The following is a 16827-nucleotide window of genomic DNA, read 5'->3' on the forward strand; positions in this document are numbered from 1 at the left end:
TTTTGACTTATACGTTACCAAAAATGAATGGGTTGCGTGTCATCATTTTCAAATTCATTTTTAAAACGATAAGGAGAAAAATCGTTGACCTATAAGTTCAGAAAAAGCTTTGAGTAACAACTAAACAAAGGCCGGAGGCTTAACCGTCTTCGGAGACAACTACTTCAAAGCCTATCGCCCAGTGGAGGATAGGCACTCCCCTAGGTACCTGAACATGCCTTCCGACAATGCATTGGTGGAATATGCCAATAGGGCTGACTTGTATGGATTTGCCTTCGTCAACCGGTTTCAGCATAGAAATTGGTAGCTTCCAGAAAAAGTGGATGGTAAGTAGACGTAAGAAAAATATTCCTTAAACGAATTTTGAATTGTTCCAAATACATCAGGATTTAAGGCCATTGTGCTATCTTGTTACTGTATAAGAATCAGTCAATACGTATAATGTGGTTTTACGCTATGGCATCAGAACATGTGATGGCAAAATATTCCGCTTTCACACCCCTACGGTCCTTTCAATTGCGGGTATACTTCATATTGAGGTATAACCGCAATTGAGTTTCGTATATGTAGATGTTAGCGGTAATTATAACGGACGACACTACAACACCAATAATTTGACAAATGACACTACCGAAAGACAGAGTAATAATTGCTAGTGATGTAAGCGACAGAGACGGAGTTGGCGTTGAAATTTACCGTGACGACAAATTAGTAATTGAAATATTCCGTGACGACACAAAACGCACAAGGACTGTTACGCTTTACCAACAAGACATTTCATTAGACTTGCTTGAAGAAAGTATTCAAACTTTTAAGAAAGAAATTCCTTGGGACTTTATTGATTATGACAACTTAAAATAACTCGACCAATGCCTTTTCCAGTAGACATAAAATATATTAATGAAACGGAGCAAGAACTCGGACTAATGTTTCCAGACAAATTCAAGTCGAAAATGACAAAAGAAAATGGTGGAGAATTAATGACAGAAGATGATGATTGGCAATTATTTCCGTTTTTTGATAAATCAGACAACAAAAGAATTAGTAGAACTTGTAACCATATTGGCTTAGAAACAAAACAAGCAAAAGAATGGGAGAACTTTCCGAATAATGGTGTTGCAATTGCCTCAAATGGTTGTGGTAACTTTTTAGTATTACTGCCGACAGAAGAAAATGGGAAAAAATTAAGTGACGAAATTTTTATGTGGTTTCACGAGACTGGACAAACAGAAAAAGTAGCAGACAATATTGACGAACTAAATGAAGACTGAAAGAATAACTACCGCTAACAGCACCTACACGCAAGTGGGGGTTCAGTACTTCTACGAAAGTGAAGTGCTAAATCCAAGTTCTGTACATTTAATGAAGTTCAGTGCTAAAAATCCCCACCTTCGCAAAGCTGCCGGGCGTTAGCGGCTCATTTTAAAAAGACAAACAATATGACAATAACTAAAACAACATTTTTTATAGTAATTACGGTATTTGTTCACGGAATTGCATTTTCGCAAAATTCAACAGTGACCAGTGATAAAATACTAACGAAACAGCAAGCCATTGAAGACTATAGTATTTTATATTCATCACTTATCCATTACCATCCAAATCCGTTTCTATACCTTGCTGAAAATGATTTTAAGGCATATTATGAAACACAAAAATCAAATATACCTGACAGCCTTAGTGAGTTGGAGTTTTATTATTTATCAAGCCAACTTACCTCACAAGTAAAATGCGGGCATACGTTCGCTAAGCCATCAAAAGAATGGTACACTTCGGTAAATGGGAAAAATGTCCAATTGCCTTTTGATGTAAGAATAATTGAAGATAGAATTTTTATTTCTAGTATGACAAAAGATTCTTTTCAATTTAATAGCAACGATGAGATATTAAGTATAAATAATATTCCTGCAAAAAATATTTTACAAAAAATGTCAACAATGCAAGAAAGAGATGGACTGACAGAAGCATTTTTATATCCAGTGATTGAAAAAAGATTTAGACCATACCTTTTGTTTATTTTGGGTGTTCAAAATGAGTATTTGATTGAGTACAAAACAAAATCAAGTGAAATAAAAAGGACAACCGTTCTTCCAACTAATAAGAAATTGCAAGTAATAAATAAACCTGAACTACCTTTTAATTTCAAAAAGATAATTGAGAACAATTGGAGTTCTTTTAGTTTCGATTCCACAACAAATTTAGCATATCTTAAAATTGATAATTTTAGCGACAGAAAAGAATTTAAAAAGTACTATGAATCTGTTTTTAAATTTTTGAAACAAAAGAAAGATGCAAATCTAATTATCGATTTAAGAGATAATCCAGGAGGTTTCTTTAGAAATGGAAATAACTTTTTGACTTTTTTGACACCGACAAAATTCGATTTGAAACTTAATAGACCCAAAATTATAAAGGAAAAGAATAAATACGTAACCATGTCATTCGTGAATACGTTAACGAAATTTGCTTTTTCACTAAAACCCTCTAAATATAGAATAAAAGGGAGGTCAACCACTACATTTACCTTCAAACCAAGTAAATATTTATTTGAAGGAAAAGTAAATATCATTACTAATGGAGGTACGTTTTCCCAAGCGTCTTTGGTTACAGCTCAATTAAAAGAACACGGTGCAATATTGTTTGGTCAAGAAACAGGAGGAGCAGAAATTGAATGTAATGGAATTCTCTTTTACGATCTTGAATTACCTAGTTCAATGATTCAGGTACGTATTCCTGTGAATAATGTAAAATCAAATTCAACCAAGGGACAGTTTGGTTATGGTGTTAAGCCAAATTATCCAATTTTACCAAAATTAGACGGTTCAATTGACAACACTCTAGAAGAAGTAATTAAAGTAATTAGGAATGAAAAATAAAAACGAAGGCACAACAAAGTATTGGCAAAAAAGCGGGTTTAGGGCTTCGGATGAACATTTGTAATAACATCAACAATAGTGCTTCGTATCAACCTTAGTGGTAAAAGTCCGCTTCTTCGCCAATACTCAACCGTTGACCGTCATTGTAAAAGACGAGATAGCAAACATAACAACTTGCAAATGACAGAGTAGAAACAAAAAAAGAAAGGTAAATATGAGAAAAGTAATTTCATTTATGCACATAACTCTTGACGGTTATGTTTCAGGACCAAATGGAGAACTCAATTGGGCAAAAGTTGACCAGGAACTATTTGGCTATGTTGGAAATCGAATTAAAAATGGTGACACAGCTCTTTATGGACGAACAACTTACCAAATGATGGAAGGTTATTGGCCAACCGCTGGCGACAAACCTAATGCAACCAAACACGACATTGAACATTCAAAATGGTATAATAACGTTCACAAAATCGTTTTATCAAAAACCCTCCATGGCACAGACAAGCCAAACACGACGATCATAAGTGATAACATTGTTGACCAAATAAATGAAATCAAAAAACATAAAGGTGAAGAAATTTTACTTTTTGGTAGTCCGACAGCAACTCATTCGCTGATTCAACTAAATTTAATAGACGGCTTTTGGTTGTTCGTAAACCCTATCATTCTTGGACGAGGTGTTTCACTATATAATGACATTAATGTCAAAATAAACTTGAAACTTTTGCCGACAACTCGACAATTTAGCAATGGTGTAACTGAACTAAATTATGAAGTTGATAGAACGATATAAATGAGTACAAACCGCCCAAGCAAAAAAACAACGAACCGCCAACATTACCTGCACTCAAGCAGAGGTTTAGTGCTTCGTAGAGTGGATGCCGGTTTCCTATTCTTTGAGGGGCGTCGGTTTCACCTAGTGGTCCACCCAGGACTTAATCAACAAGGGATACTTTTTTCGGTGCCGCCAGGCCCTTTTCTCATCAAATTCAATAGACAAATAAGGCTGGTTGGTACGAATCTGAGGGATGATGCATGGTTGAATCTGGGTCCTGGCGAATACGGCCGCAATTGCGGTCTTTGTTTTTTTGCATGAATGCGTCTGTTAGGGTTTTCAATTTAGTTATTTTTTACTCACACATCGGTGATATAATTGATTTTACAGTCACTTAAAAATCTAAAATTTGAAAATTACTCGACACCTAGCTGAGCTTTGGCACCATTTATATGGACTTCATCTTGGGTTTCCAGTGCAAAATAACCATAAGCCAAGGGTGCAGCCTCTGCACGTTCAACAGACTGTTCAAAAATCTTATCCCATATTCTGCCTCCTTGTTTTTGGTATTCCAAAATTAAAGCTTTGAGACTCTCTTCTCCGAAGACTGTATAATGTCCCGAAAAATCTTGTGATATATCACTGATTTGTGCTGTTGACCAGTCAATAATGCCACAAACATTTCCATTGGCATCTGTAAGTACATGTCCTGCATACAAATCACCATGGATGAATTTTGTAAAATTTGGCCAAAGCGCATCAGTATCTATCCACTTTTGATAACGCTTTTCCAGGTTATAGCTTATACCAATTTCAGTTTTTACAAGGTGTAAACGCTCCGAAATCTCGCTTCGCAGACTTTCTGGTGTAGCAACTTTAAGTCCATTTGATTCAACTTCCTGGTTCGGAATAGCGTGAAGTTGCACCAAAACCTTAGCCAATGAAGTTGTATAATTTGGACGATCTTTATCCATATTCCAGGTAACCTCGTAAGTTTCAGCGTCATAAGTTAAAGCGGGTTTCCCATTCAATAAAGGATACGCTACCAATTCATCTGTTGCAATTTTCCAATCAGGAACTTGTACAGAAAGATGCCTGGTAACCAATTGAAGAATTCGTTTTTCTCTGTCAATTTGTTCTCCCAGGTCGGGTCTTCTGGGAATACGCAACAACCATTGATTTTCATCTTTGTCTGTTGCAAAACCAACTTTGAAATCTATTCCCATTTCATTGAATTTCATCTTGTCCGAAATCATTAAACCATGTCTTTCTGCAAGTTTTTGAATATCTATATTTGTCATTTTCTATTGATTTTATTTGTTAAACTATTAATTTAAGCCTATCATTTATCCAACTGCATGAGTGTAGGTGAACAAAACGAAAGTAGCCCTACTGCAATAGCAAGACATCCGCTTATGATAAATGTGCTATTTACACTCGAATTTTCTGCAATTAATCCGGTTAGTAATAAACCAATAATGCTAGGCAACACTGCCAAACTGTAATATAGAGAAAAGACCCGCCCCAGCATTTCAGGTTTTACTGCTATTTGAACAATTGCAGTAAAACAAGCGTAAAACACTGATAAACTGACACCTCCAATTGCTGTTACCAGAATAAATCCAATAAACCATTCATTAGGAAAAACTCCGCTTAAAAGGAAGGTAAGCCCCAGTAAGATGTACATGAAATTTACTAATACGACTTTTGATATCCCAATTTTATAAATGCCTAAAACAGCTCCACCAATCAACATACCTCCTCCCCAAACGATCTCAATAAGCCCCATTTCCCATTTTCCTCCTCCATAATGACCGGTGGTCAATAGTGGAAACATAATTGCTGAAGGCATGATGACGAAGGTTATGGCCATTGCAAAAAGAAAAAGTGAACTCAAACCCTGGTTTTTAGATACAATGTGTAACCCATCCAAGAATTCTGCTGATATTGACCGATCAGAAGTTTTCTTAACCGTATCTGGAATTATTACCATCATAAGTGCAGAAATTGCCAATAATGCGCCAATCAAATCCAGATATAAAACATCTGAAATGGGCAATATGGCGATTGCCAATGTACCAAGTGCGGGACCGCCAATACTACAAATGGAATGTAGCAATTGGTTGATCCCCGCAACTCTTAGCATTTCTTTTGGCGGTACAATTAGCGGAGCTAAAGCTTGTAGTGCCGGTGAATGAAAGGCATTTCCAACCGAACGTAACCCCAGCAGGATATACATCCATATTAGATTTACTGTTTCACTTTTGAGAATAAATATCAGGACAATAGCACATAGGGCTATGAAGGTATCAGAAGCAATCATGATACGCTTTCGGTTAATACGGTCTATATATACTCCTGCAAATGGGCCAATTAGTGCTTGCGGTAGCATACCAGCTATACCAGCATACGCTAAAATTTCTGCCGATTGATATTCCAGACTTAGCCATATGACACTGGCGAACTGAACTGCGTAACTTGTTATCATTGAAACAAATTGCCCAGCCCATATATAAATATAGGTGTTAAACCATTTTTGGTTCCCCATGAAATAAACTTGATTAAATTATACAACAATAAAAGTATAGCGCTGAGAAGTGCTATCTAAAAAAATATGGGTGTTTTGAGAGTTACCCTATTATTTTATCCAAGGCTTAGCCATCTGTTGTATAACTTTCTGGAAATATGCGATCAAAGGTAGAAAATAATATTTTAAAATAGACAAAGTTAACAGACAGAATTTGGATTTTCAGATTCAGACCCAAAGCACAAAATACCAATAGTTACTTATTTTGTAGCTAAAAAAAGAGCCAACTTTTGCGAATAATACCCATGGTCTTGTGGTGTCGCATCATAAAACGATATGGAATCATACACACAGTTGACCCTTAATCAAAGACGGGTGGATATCTATGATTTAAATGAAGAAGGGGAAGAAGATTTATCACATTTTTCACCCCTGGTAAGGGTGTAAAATTTTACTTTGACAGGTACCCCCTGATTTTTAAGATGCCATGTTAAACCGGCGTAACGTTGAGTAGCTTTCTTATGTTTTCAATGGGCAGGTAGAGTGTTGATTATACGTGAACTGGTACGGCTATTTACCGGATGCGCTCTATAAAACGTATGATCTGTTCATTGACTATATCCGGTTCGGTCGCGTATGGATCGTGGCCACTACGATTCAGGACTACCAACCGTTTATCCGTCGAGCTGATTCGATTCAGAAGTTCTTGCCCAACAGCGGGCGGTACAACAAAATCGTATTTTCCGAATAAGCACAGTACAGGCAGATTGAGCCGAGGCAATAGCGCCGAAAAGGACAACTTGAAAAGTTCGGTTTCCAGTGAAGAACCGGCATATACGCTGTAAAAATTAACCAGCCTGCTCATCAGTGAGTTGGGGGAGTATCGCAGGTCGTTGGTAGGCTCCATGCCGGGCTTGTTCACCTGATCCATGAGTTTTATGGCTTTAAAAGCATTGTCGTTGAATCGTTCCGATACCTTCGGGGAGGTACGCGGGTCATTGGCCTGGGCATAATCAAGGATTGCGGTCCATTCGGCTACATTCCTACCGGCGGTTTTTTCAGCAGTGCCGATACGGAGTTGCATGTCCTTGCTTTCGGTATCTTTTAGCGGAAAATCGGTGGCCCCATCCAGGTTGATCCAGCCATTCACCAGCAACTGGTTGTCAGCCTGCGTCAGAAAAGCTGCCGATAAGCATCCGCCCCAACTGTGGCTGTAAAGAAAGATCCGTCGATTGGCCCCATAGCGATGCTTTAGAACTGTGATTATTTTTTTTAGATCGTCAGCAAATGTGGCCACCTTCAATACGTCGTGATTGGCCCCGCCCTGGGTTGAGCCCGCATTACGCTGATCCCAGTAAGCAACCGCATAGCGGCTTTCGAGAGGGGCCATCCACGAGCCGTTCATGGTCTGTAGGGCATCGCTACCCGGTCCGCCGTGAACCACAAGCAGCAGGACATCCGAGACTGTGTTGCCTTCAACAAGTACGGGCATAGAAGCTCCCTGATTTTGGACAAAGAATAGATCTTTTGTTTGGGTACTAAACGTAATTTCTTCTCGCTGGCAGCCCCACAGAACTGACAGACAAACGATTGAGATACTGAGTAAACGGATCATTGGCGTGTTCGGATACGATGACGGAAATGTACAGATGTTGTGGCCAACTGATAACGGAAGCCTATTTCAAGCGTGGGAGTGGGTAACGCCAGGCCATTATACGGGGCCAGGCCGGTCAGGTTCAAGTTGACCATGTAGGCAAACGGGCGGTTTGAGCCGGGCTTTCCAAGAACTTTTCCCATACCGAAACCCAGCCCCGGCATGGCATAAAATTGCCCGGAAGCTAATACTGTTTCAACTATGCCGGCTTCTCCAACCCGGTAGGTTTCGGCACCCAAAAATGTTCGGCTCAACGCCAGACTCGATCTGAATTCTGTGATCAGGCCCCGTCCGCCTACCCGGCGAAAAATGTACTCCGCACCGGCGAATGTGTTCAGATGAAAGCCGGGGTGATAGTACATGCCTACGTAGAAGAGTACCGCCCGCTGATGGCTGTTTACCCGCCCATTGGAGCGCTGAAAATCGGTTTGGCGAATGGGTCTTTCGACCCCAACCCGAAATCCGGGATAAATACCCTGAAACAGCAGAGAACCATGCAGCCGCAACGGTTGCTGTTCAGATTCCTGTGAAGTCGTTGTCCAGCGCTGGGCAAACAATGGACCCGAAAGAAGTACCAAAAACAGGCACTGAAGCAATAGAATTGGAGTGTTCATGCAAAACCGGTTTTTAGAAAAATATAGCACATATTTAGTAGATTATAAGCCCTGTGTGGGTGTTGTTTTGGCCACGAAAATCAGCCCATCAAAAGCCGTTGGCAGGGTATAAAACTGCCCGGCAGTGTCTTTTCCGGCGTAGGAGGCCGCTGCGCTGTAAAAAAATATTCTTTTTCAAAGATAGCTTTTAGGCCGGGAGACTGGTTTACAGCAGCTACATCGAAGAAAAACCCATTCTGACCTAACCCAGCAAATGCCTGAGTCAGCGGGCTATTGGCTTTGGGCTTGACTTTTGCTGTATAGAGACCCGCTGGCCCTGATACCCTGAAACTGCCTTCATTAAAGAGAAAGCCCGTAGCATAATAACCGGCTCCAAATTTCTTACGCAGGTGATTGCCCATCCAGCTTACTTCTTTCCGGATTCCCGTTGAGCGGTTGGTATTTATATGGCCGTTATGAGCAAGGACCATCACCTTTGTTCCCATAGCCTGCGTACTAACCCAGGCTACATTGTCGGACATATTTTCGTCCCGAAAAGCAAGGCCGTCATCAGGGTCTGTGAGACCAATTTGGGTCATTCCTAGCAGTAATACCTGCGCGTGTTTCAGGGCTATAGTATAGCCGGGCGCGGCAGCAAACTGAGCCTGTTTTTGAGTCAGGTATTGCTGTATCTGAGCTGTTTTACCCACCAGTAGCTGCGAGTAGGCAGGCGCCAATTTCATAGCCTCCTGCTGAGATGTGACCGCACTAAACTCAGGAAATCCCTCAGCGATAGATTTAGTCAAATCGTCGTAGACAGGAAGGTACATTGGGTCATTTATTTTGAAAAAATCCCGTAACGCCGATACACTGCCCTTGGCCCCTTGTGGCTGCGCATCTACGCCGTAAATGCTCAACTGCTGCTCCGATGCTTTTCCCACATTGTAGGCCTTCATCCAGTTGATGAGGACAGCAAACTCCTGAGTCGTGTAAATCCAATAGCCAGAGTTTTGTAAAATTTGTTTAAGGTCACCGGTGCCGGACTTAATATAATAGTTGAGGGCCTGCCCGGCGGCAAAGTGTATTTCCAGGGCCAGGGTTCGCACATCATGTTGCTGCACGGCGTAGGCCAGCAGCCGATGCCGCAATAGGTAGAACTCGCTGGTACCGTGACTGGCTTCTCCCACGCCAATAATTTGCTTATTCTGCCAAAGTGTGTTAAGCCATTGAAGGTCCGTGAAGGGAGCCGCCGGGTCGAGGGTGGAAAGGGCGACTGTTTTACCCTGAAAATTTTCTTCTTTTAGGGTTTCAAGCAGATTGCCCGACTGACTGCGTACGGTGCGGTTCGTACAGCTTGTTATGATGAAAATAGACAAGGTGAAAATTAATAATCGCTTCATGATTAATAGAATGGTTTGTAGTTGGAAGGCCAAAGTTGGTAGCTTTTTTCTCCTCACTTTAAAATCAGGGATATATGCCACAGGTTTGTGACTAATGGCGTTTGTCACAAAATTGAGCCACTGAATATGTTAAATCCATATCTTTATTTAATGGATTTACTACGGTTTCAAACAAACTTATGGTGGCGAAACTGCCTGTTTTTTGGCCTTATTGGCATAGTGCTGCTGGGCTTTAACTGGGAGGGTTTTTGGGCATCCCAACAAAATCAGCCCGGCTTTGTACTCGAAATGGTGACTATGCTGGTGCTGATATACAGCCTTTGCCTGACGCATAATGTTATTCTGTACGAACGATTCCTACGGCAACGGCGCTTCGGGCTCTATGCCCTGGGAATTGCCGGACTTCTACTGATCTGGATCTGTTTGGATTACTTTTTTTCTAAAAACCAATACAATCACTGGCTGAATAGTGTACTGAGCGGATGGTTGCTTATCCTTTTTGGCTGGGGGCTTTACCTGATTTATTACAACGTTTTTTTAGCCAACCGCCAATTAAAAACCCAACTCTATAGCAGCCGCAACGAGGTATCCCAATTAAGGTCACAAATGAACCCGCATTTTCTGTTCAACGCGCTCAATAACCTCTATGGCGTGAGTGTAAGCGAGCCCGAACGGGTACCTGATTTTGTGTTGCTGCTTTCTGACCTGTTACGCTATCAGATTCAGAGCAGCATGAAGGAATGGGTTACTCTGGTCGATGAAGTGCATTTTCTGAATCAGTTTGTTCAGTATGAACGGGATAAATTAGGTCATCGGGGCTCGGTAAGCTGGCAGGTTCACATCCCAGACCCAGCCGTACAGGTCGCGCCACTTCTTTTGTTTCCTTTTCTGGAAAATGCGTTCAAATACAGTTGTCAACTCACCAATCCATGCGTTCAGGCCAGTCTCTCAGTCAGCAACGACACCCTGCTATTAACCTGCCAAAATACCTTCAATCCGGATCGAAGGGTCGATAATTCATCCACACAACTAGGGATTTTTAACACCCGGCAGCGACTGGATTTGCTCTATCCTAACGGTTATACACTGGCCATCCGTGAGAGAAATAATACCTATGCCGTTCGCTTATTGTTAAATTTGAATCGCTATGCTTCCTGATTTGAACGACAAGCGGCTCTCATGCCTGATTGTAGACGACGAAGCCCCCGCCCATCAGGTTATCAAAAGCCACATAGGTAAATTAAACCGATTTGAGATCGCGGCGCATTGTTATACGGGGCTTGAAGCCTATCAGTTTTTAGAGAAGCAGCCCGTCGATGTACTTTTTCTGGACATAGATATGCCCGAATTGACGGGTCCGGAACTGCTGCGTTCTCTGAAAATTCGTCCGGCGGTGGTGTTTACAACCGCCTACGCTGAATTTGGAGTGGAAAGTTATGAGCTGAATGTTATTGATTATTTGCTGAAACCCATTCGGTTTGAACGTTTTCTCCAGGCAGCCCATAAACTGGCCACCCACTTTTCGCACAAGCCCGACCCTATTGTACCTACACATATCTCAGTAAAAGCCGATGGGATGACCCACCGGGTCCTCTTATCTGATATTCAGTACGTTGAGGGATTGGGTAATTACCTCAAGATATACATAGACACCCGACCGTTGATAGTGCTTGAGACCATGCAAAACGCAGAGCAACGTCTATCCGTTGGGCCGTTTTGTCGCATTCACAAGTCATTCATTGTCAACTTAGGCCACATTTCCCGGATCTTGCCTGGGGAAATTCTATTGAACACCGGTACTCGTCTGCCAATTGGCCGACGATATGCGGCCCTTCTGGAAAGCCGGTGGCTAACATTTCAGGCAGAATAGGTAAAGAAAGGCTGATAACAGTCTTTCGCTGCAAAAACAAACAACCCTTTTGCCTCTGTCGAAGATGCACGGATAGATTTATATTTAGGCACTTTACAAAACGGGCAAATACAAGTTATCGGGCCTGAACTTGGATTTGGCAGGATCTATGATTCACCTGGTTTTGGTGCTTTACAGCAAGGCTGATTCAGAGAGCTTATTATCGCACGTCTTTCTTAGCCAGACAGAAAATTAAAAACGATAGATTATCGGTACCGAAACGAGGGTAAACAGGTAAATATTGATAGTGAGTACCGCTTTTTGGATAATCTGAATTCCGATTTAAAATAGCAGGTAACACAAATTTCGTTCGCCTACACTTTCAAAGTTCTTAACGGGGATATTGACGTTGTATTTCATGAAATGATTACGCTATTTTTTGAAACAAGTGATGAGGATGATCTTCGCAAAACAGGAGTTTTAAATCCATCGCCGTTACGAAAAACGTACACAAATCTATATGTTGCGTATTAGATTGCTGTTTTCTTGCTGCTTATTATTCGTTCTGAGCCGTTGGGCTTTTGGTTTATTTACGGCGGTGATAAACTAATCATAGTGATTGAACCTGCCTGCGCATGATTACAGATGACCTGAATCAGGAGATCATTGACCTGGCCATGGAAATAACCCCTGATGCGGTGGGCTATTTTGAAAAAGCCATTGGGCGAAGCGGGTTGCTACTGACCTCTGAGCTCAGAAATAGCTTTGAATACCAGATCAACCATTAGGCCGGGCAGCTGGCCGTCTCCGGAGACATTTACTTCAAAGGCTACGGCCGAATGAAGGACATGCGCTCCCTTACGTATTTGAATATGCCTTCCGTGGATGTATTGGAAGAATATGTTGATAAAATGGGGCTGGACAAATTTGCCTTTGTGAACCGGTTTGGGCAACGGAAGATCCCGACCAAACAATCAGACGCCCGGCACATTGCCTGGGCTATAGCTATGCACAAAAAACGAATAGGCACCGTCCGCAGAAAACGCAGCTCAACCTGGTACAACCGAACAAAGGTTGATTTCATGAATGTGATGCGGCGGCGAATGATGGAACGAACGCAAGCGCTGGTAACCAGAGCGTTGAAAGAGCAGGTGGAAGGCAAGTAGAAATGGGGAACATCTTCCTTAGACTGATTCTAAATTTCTACAATAGTATTTGTATACAAGGCTGTTGTATTATCTTGTCACCGATAGAGGATCAAACAAAACGTGAGTCCGTTTAGCTCCAAAAGAGTAAGAAAATGCAATGACATCATGCTTCGGTTAAACAATCTAAGTGCCTACTCTATTGCGGTTATACCTCAAATTCGACGTATAACCACAATAGATTTTCGTATATAAGATATTGGCGGTCATTCAAAAGGTACTACAAATTGACAAACATTAAGAAATGAAATCGATAGTTGGAATAAAAAATGGAATAGAAAAGGCTGAACCAAGCAAAATTATTGCGCGGAAACTTTTTCTTTCGTATTCAACAGAAGTGTTTAAAGAAAATGAAGACAAAGAATTTTACATAAAAGATAATATTGCGAATCAGTTTGACATACCATTTAGTTCAATTGAAATTGCTGGCTCAAGTAAAACGGGCTTAAGTTTTTTTAAAGATAAAAAATTTGAGCCTGGAAAATCTGACTTAGACATTGCAATAATCAGTTTACCGCTTTTCAATAAATTTTCTGAAACGGCTCATCTTCTTACAAAAGGTTATTCTGATTTAACTGTTTTTCCATTTTACAAAGGTTTAAGTACAGCACAACAATTTAGGAAAGGAATTTCAAATAATGGTTTTGTAAATCCCTTCTTTATGCCAAATTGTGAATTGAAATCTAAATGGCTAGACTTTTTTAATTCACTTTCAAACCATCACTTTGACCTTTTTAAGAATATTAATGGTGGAATTTACGCATCAGAATATTTCTTTGAATGCAAACAAGAAGAATGTATAAATCAATACAAAAAAAATCCAGAATTTTATGACAAAATATCAAGTTAGGTCAAGAGAATTGATCGACATAGTCAATGAGATTAAGAATAAGAGATTGATAATGTCTCCATATTTTCAGCGTAATTTAGTTTGGCGACAACTGCATAAAGTTGATTTTATAAAAACAATTTTACTAGGTTTTCCATTTCCTCAAATTTTCATTGCACGTGGAAGTATTGATTTAGAAACTATGTCTACAACTTCTTGCATCGTTGATGGACAACAGCGTATGAATGCAATTCACGAATATCTGAAAAACTCATTTAAAGTCGATAATAGATTTTTCTCTGATTTAGATCCAAAAGAAAAGGAAGCATTTCTAAAGTATCAAATTCCAATTATTGACCTAGATATTGACAACGAAGACCCTGAAATAATTGAAATTTTTCAAAGGCTGAATAGAACGTTTTATGCTTTATCAGGAATTGAGAAACTTTCAACAGAATATGCGGCTTCTGAATTTATGTTGTTAGCTAAATTTTTGACAAAGGAGTTCAAGCTGAATAACACTGAAGAAGAAGACTACTTACCACTTCAAATAGACCCAAATATTCCGAATTCATTCATTGAATGGGCTTCTGACAAGAAGATAAAATTTATTGATAAGTTGCTTATTGACGAAGGTATTTTTACAACTTATGAATTAACTAGACAAGTTCATTTAACATTTACTTTAAATTTAATGTCGACTTACATAAGTGACTTCTACAATAGAAATGATTTTATTAATAGGCACTTAGAAGAGTTTGCAGAGACATTTCCAAGAAAAGATGAAGTATTTGAAATTTTAGAACACGCATCAAATAAGTACATCAAATTAAAATTAAAGAAGAAGTCATATTGGTACAACAAAGCAAACGCATTTTCTATAATGTGCTTGTTCACTAAAAACTGGGAACAAATTAAATACCTTGACGAAAAAGAAATTAAGCAAAAACTTGAAGCTTTTGAACAACAAGTGCCACCTGACTATCAAATAGCTGCGAAGGAAGGCGTAAACAACAAACAAGAAAGGTTGGTAAGAAACAAACATTTAGTGACACTAATACTTGGCGAATAGAAGAAGAACGAACCGCCAACAGGCGTTTGGCTCAATGGCGGGTGACGTGGTTAATTGAACATTCTACCTTGCATCAACTTTTGTGGTGTATTAACAGTTTTGTGCTCCGAAATCCGCCACCGAGCCAAACGACAAAACGTAAGCTGCAACCATTTGACGACAGTGCTTCGACAACAAAACAGAGAAAATGAAAAGATTAATTCTTGACACAAACATACTTTACAAAGATCCTTCAATCCTGACAAGGTGGAGTTCTAATTTCAGAATAATAATTCCTGACATAGTTCTCGAAGAAGCTAGAAAAGTAAGTGGACGACTTCCTGGATCAGAAAATCTGTTGCACTTGGTTGACAATGCGACTGCAAAAGGATTTGTCAAAATCGCAAAAGTTAACAGAGACAAATATCCATACAATTCTGACAACGACAATAAACGCATTTCGTATGTTGACTTTCAGTTAGCACATTTTGCAAAGGACTATTCCAAATACAAGGACGAAACATTTTTAGTAACAGAAGACCGACATCTATTAAAATATGCAAATGACATAGGTGTAAGAACATTAAATCTGTTTGCATTACAAAATGACCTGCTTTCTTTCAAGACAGTAAACATTGATGAAGTAGAAAAAGGGAAAACAATTTCTCAATTTCAATTCAGACATTTAGCTATAAGTTTTGCGACTGGTGTTATATTGACAGCAGTTTCGTTTTTGATTTACAAAAACATTGACACTATCCTTTCTAAATCTCCAATTTGGGGCAGTACATTGTCTTTATTAGCAGTGGCTTTTGGTTTCTACTGGGTCAGATCAAACTATCGAATTGGGTACGGAATTGCAGAGTTTTCATTTGGACTATATTCGGCTTTTTGGGCATTAAGTCCATATTCGCCAGACTTTGACTTATCTACCTTGACAACAGATTTGCCAAAAATATTTTCTCTTGTTGGTGGTATTTATGTAATGGTAAGGGGCTTGACAAATTTCGGTGACGGCATAAAAGGGACATCAATTGAAATTTATTGGAGAAAAGTTTTTCCTAACTACTGACAAATTGGACCACAAGTCAGAAAAGTATGGCAGCAGCTAACAGCAGATTTGCAATAGGCGGGGTTTCGTGCTCCGCAGACGGTTTTGTGGTAGCGGAAAGTTTTGTGCTCCGCATAAACATTTGTGCTGAAAAGTCCGCCCATAGCAAATCTGCAAAACGTTGTGTGTCACCATACCAAGCAGTATTACATAAACCAGCATACATATGCCATTTGAAGTATTAATAAATAACACTTTTGCAGACGTGAATTCTGACCTAACTATTATTCCTACTGACAACAAAAGTGTTCTTAGTTTGATTAATGATTTTGAAGACACTGAGTGGAGATACAATCATTTCCAAAATTTCATTTGGGATAACATTGCCGAAACCTCTCTTTCGTTTAAAGAACGAGAAAGTTTGGTTAATAATCATCATTCATTACTAACTTATGCAGCAAAGAATTTGAGGCTTTCCGACAAAGATGGAGACATAAGTAAAGGAAGTGAAATTGCAGAGATTATCCTTTACGCAATAATGAAACATTATTTCAATGCTTTACCCGTAGTCCCCAAGATATTTTATAAACAAAATGCCCAAGACAATGCAAAGGGAGCGGATAGCGTACATATAATAATTGAAGGTGCTAATGATTTTTCGATTTGTTTTGGTGAGGCAAAATTCTACAATAGTATCGAAGATGCGAGGCTAGCCGAAATTATAACATCAGTAGAGAATTCTTTGTCCACTGAAAAACTAAAAAAAGAGAATAGTATAATAACAAACGTTTCGGATTTGGAAATTTTAGTTGGAAATAAAACTTTAAGAGATAAAATCAAAGCCGAACTTTCACCAAGGGAGTCAATTGACCTACTTAAGCCGAAACTTCACATTAGACTTGTTGCAATGGAAAAATAGTCTTAAATTTGGCACATGAAAATATCGATAAATGATCTAAAAAATGAGCGTCAATGGCGTTCTGCAACCGGACTTAATAAGGAAAGATATATTAAGTT

General features: G+C 39.6%; 17 protein-coding genes. 12 read left to right on the forward strand and 5 right to left on the reverse strand.

The annotated features are described in order from the left end of the window. The first annotated feature begins 621 nt into the window (after positions 1 to 621). The 4 genes from EZE20_RS17805 to EZE20_RS17820 all read left to right on the forward strand — a co-directional run bounded on the left by EZE20_RS17805 (position 622) and on the right by EZE20_RS17820 (position 3669). Positions 622 to 861: a hypothetical protein gene (locus EZE20_RS17805; RefSeq protein WP_132120159.1), complete on the forward strand. Its 240-nt coding sequence runs from the start codon at positions 622 to 624 to the stop codon at positions 859 to 861. Between the two features lie 8 nt (positions 862 to 869). Then, a complete protein-coding gene (locus tag EZE20_RS17810; protein ID WP_132120161.1) occupies positions 870 to 1271 on the forward strand; it encodes an SMI1/KNR4 family protein in 402 nt (133 codons plus the stop codon). Positions 1272 to 1439: 168 nt separating this feature from the next. Beyond that, positions 1440 to 2876, forward strand: a complete 1437-nt coding sequence (locus tag EZE20_RS17815; protein ID WP_132120163.1) for a S41 family peptidase — start codon at positions 1440 to 1442, stop codon at positions 2874 to 2876. A gap of 214 nt (positions 2877 to 3090) precedes the next feature. After that, on the forward strand, positions 3091 to 3669 hold the full coding sequence (locus EZE20_RS17820; protein ID WP_132120165.1) for a dihydrofolate reductase family protein: 579 nt from the start codon (positions 3091 to 3093) through the stop codon (positions 3667 to 3669). Positions 3670 to 4067: 398 nt separating this feature from the next. Here the strand turns inward: EZE20_RS17820 and mph are convergent, their stop codons facing one another. From mph to EZE20_RS17845, 5 genes are all read right to left on the reverse strand, one after another. Next, positions 4068 to 4952: an Mph(E)/Mph(G) family macrolide 2'-phosphotransferase gene (gene mph / locus EZE20_RS17825; RefSeq protein ID WP_132120167.1), complete on the reverse strand. Its 885-nt coding sequence runs from the start codon at positions 4950 to 4952 to the stop codon at positions 4068 to 4070. 41 nt (positions 4953 to 4993) lie between these two features. Further along, positions 4994 to 6199, reverse strand: a complete 1206-nt coding sequence (locus tag EZE20_RS17830; RefSeq protein WP_132120169.1) for an MFS transporter — start codon at positions 6197 to 6199, stop codon at positions 4994 to 4996. 553 nt (positions 6200 to 6752) lie between these two features. Further along, complete coding sequence (locus EZE20_RS17835) at positions 6753 to 7793, reverse strand: alpha/beta fold hydrolase (RefSeq protein WP_132120171.1); 1041 nt, start codon at positions 7791 to 7793, stop codon at positions 6753 to 6755. Then, positions 7790 to 8446: a hypothetical protein gene (locus EZE20_RS17840; RefSeq protein WP_132120173.1), complete on the reverse strand. Its 657-nt coding sequence runs from the start codon at positions 8444 to 8446 to the stop codon at positions 7790 to 7792. Before EZE20_RS17840 ends, EZE20_RS17835 begins: the two co-directional genes overlap by 4 nt. Before the next feature lie 80 nt (positions 8447 to 8526). Then, complete coding sequence (locus tag EZE20_RS17845) at positions 8527 to 9825, reverse strand: erythromycin esterase family protein (protein ID WP_132120175.1); 1299 nt, start codon at positions 9823 to 9825, stop codon at positions 8527 to 8529. Positions 9826 to 9975: 150 nt separating this feature from the next. Between EZE20_RS17845 and EZE20_RS17850 the strand changes: the two genes are divergently transcribed. The 8 genes from EZE20_RS17850 (at position 9976) to EZE20_RS17885 (ending at position 16729) form a co-directional block, all read left to right on the forward strand. Next, positions 9976 to 10983, forward strand: coding sequence for a sensor histidine kinase (locus tag EZE20_RS17850; protein WP_165933514.1), 1008 nt, complete (start codon positions 9976 to 9978; stop codon positions 10981 to 10983). Next, positions 10973 to 11695, forward strand: a complete 723-nt coding sequence (locus EZE20_RS17855; protein ID WP_132120179.1) for a LytR/AlgR family response regulator transcription factor — start codon at positions 10973 to 10975, stop codon at positions 11693 to 11695. The genes EZE20_RS17850 and EZE20_RS17855 overlap by 11 nt, the downstream gene beginning before the upstream one ends. Before the next feature lie 614 nt (positions 11696 to 12309). After that, positions 12310 to 12462, forward strand: coding sequence for a hypothetical protein (locus EZE20_RS24105; protein WP_165933515.1), 153 nt, complete (start codon positions 12310 to 12312; stop codon positions 12460 to 12462). 60 nt (positions 12463 to 12522) lie between these two features. Further along, positions 12523 to 12840: a hypothetical protein gene (locus tag EZE20_RS17860; RefSeq protein ID WP_132120181.1), complete on the forward strand. Its 318-nt coding sequence runs from the start codon at positions 12523 to 12525 to the stop codon at positions 12838 to 12840. 283 nt (positions 12841 to 13123) lie between these two features. Continuing rightward, positions 13124 to 13729 (forward strand): hypothetical protein, encoded by a 606-nt coding sequence (locus EZE20_RS17865; protein ID WP_132120183.1) that lies wholly within the window; start codon positions 13124 to 13126, stop codon positions 13727 to 13729. Next, positions 13710 to 14780 (forward strand): DUF262 domain-containing protein, encoded by a 1071-nt coding sequence (locus EZE20_RS17870; protein ID WP_132120185.1) that lies wholly within the window; start codon positions 13710 to 13712, stop codon positions 14778 to 14780. Before EZE20_RS17865 ends, EZE20_RS17870 begins: the two co-directional genes overlap by 20 nt. Before the next feature lie 187 nt (positions 14781 to 14967). Beyond that, positions 14968 to 15831 (forward strand): PIN domain-containing protein, encoded by an 864-nt coding sequence (locus EZE20_RS17875; protein ID WP_132120187.1) that lies wholly within the window; start codon positions 14968 to 14970, stop codon positions 15829 to 15831. A 205-nt stretch (positions 15832 to 16036) separates the two neighbouring features. Continuing rightward, positions 16037 to 16729, forward strand: coding sequence for a HamA C-terminal domain-containing protein (locus tag EZE20_RS17885; protein ID WP_132120191.1), 693 nt, complete (start codon positions 16037 to 16039; stop codon positions 16727 to 16729). Positions 16730 to 16827 lie beyond the last annotated feature (98 nt).

Origin of the sequence: Arundinibacter roseus, from assembly GCF_004348825.1 — a bacterium.
GTDB lineage: Bacteria > Bacteroidota > Bacteroidia > Cytophagales > Spirosomataceae > Arundinibacter > Arundinibacter roseus.

Bases quoted from the DNA above. Each gene is read 5' to 3' on its own strand.
- EZE20_RS17855 (WP_132120179.1), top strand. From the start codon at position 10,973: ATGCTTCCTGATTTGAACGACAAGCGGCTCTCATGCCTGATTGTAGAC.
- EZE20_RS24105 (WP_165933515.1), top strand. From the start codon at position 12,310: ATGATTACAGATGACCTGAATCAGGAGATCATTGACCTGGCCATGGAA.
- EZE20_RS17845 (WP_132120175.1), bottom strand. From the start codon at position 9,825: ATGAAGCGATTATTAATTTTCACCTTGTCTATTTTCATCATAACAAGC.
- EZE20_RS17805 (WP_132120159.1), top strand. From the start codon at position 622: ATGACACTACCGAAAGACAGAGTAATAATTGCTAGTGATGTAAGCGAC.
- EZE20_RS17840 (WP_132120173.1), bottom strand. From the start codon at position 8,446: ATGAACACTCCAATTCTATTGCTTCAGTGCCTGTTTTTGGTACTTCTT.
- EZE20_RS17835 (WP_132120171.1), bottom strand. From the start codon at position 7,793: ATGATCCGTTTACTCAGTATCTCAATCGTTTGTCTGTCAGTTCTGTGG.
- mph (WP_132120167.1), bottom strand. From the start codon at position 4,952: ATGACAAATATAGATATTCAAAAACTTGCAGAAAGACATGGTTTAATG.
- EZE20_RS17865 (WP_132120183.1), top strand. From the start codon at position 13,124: ATGAAATCGATAGTTGGAATAAAAAATGGAATAGAAAAGGCTGAACCA.
- EZE20_RS17885 (WP_132120191.1), top strand. From the start codon at position 16,037: ATGCCATTTGAAGTATTAATAAATAACACTTTTGCAGACGTGAATTCT.
- EZE20_RS17830 (WP_132120169.1), bottom strand. From the start codon at position 6,199: ATGGGGAACCAAAAATGGTTTAACACCTATATTTATATATGGGCTGGG.
- EZE20_RS17810 (WP_132120161.1), top strand. From the start codon at position 870: ATGCCTTTTCCAGTAGACATAAAATATATTAATGAAACGGAGCAAGAA.
- EZE20_RS17815 (WP_132120163.1), top strand. From the start codon at position 1,440: ATGACAATAACTAAAACAACATTTTTTATAGTAATTACGGTATTTGTT.
- EZE20_RS17870 (WP_132120185.1), top strand. From the start codon at position 13,710: ATGACAAAATATCAAGTTAGGTCAAGAGAATTGATCGACATAGTCAAT.
- EZE20_RS17860 (WP_132120181.1), top strand. From the start codon at position 12,523: ATGCGCTCCCTTACGTATTTGAATATGCCTTCCGTGGATGTATTGGAA.
- EZE20_RS17875 (WP_132120187.1), top strand. From the start codon at position 14,968: ATGAAAAGATTAATTCTTGACACAAACATACTTTACAAAGATCCTTCA.
- EZE20_RS17850 (WP_165933514.1), top strand. From the start codon at position 9,976: ATGGATTTACTACGGTTTCAAACAAACTTATGGTGGCGAAACTGCCTG.
- EZE20_RS17820 (WP_132120165.1), top strand. From the start codon at position 3,091: ATGAGAAAAGTAATTTCATTTATGCACATAACTCTTGACGGTTATGTT.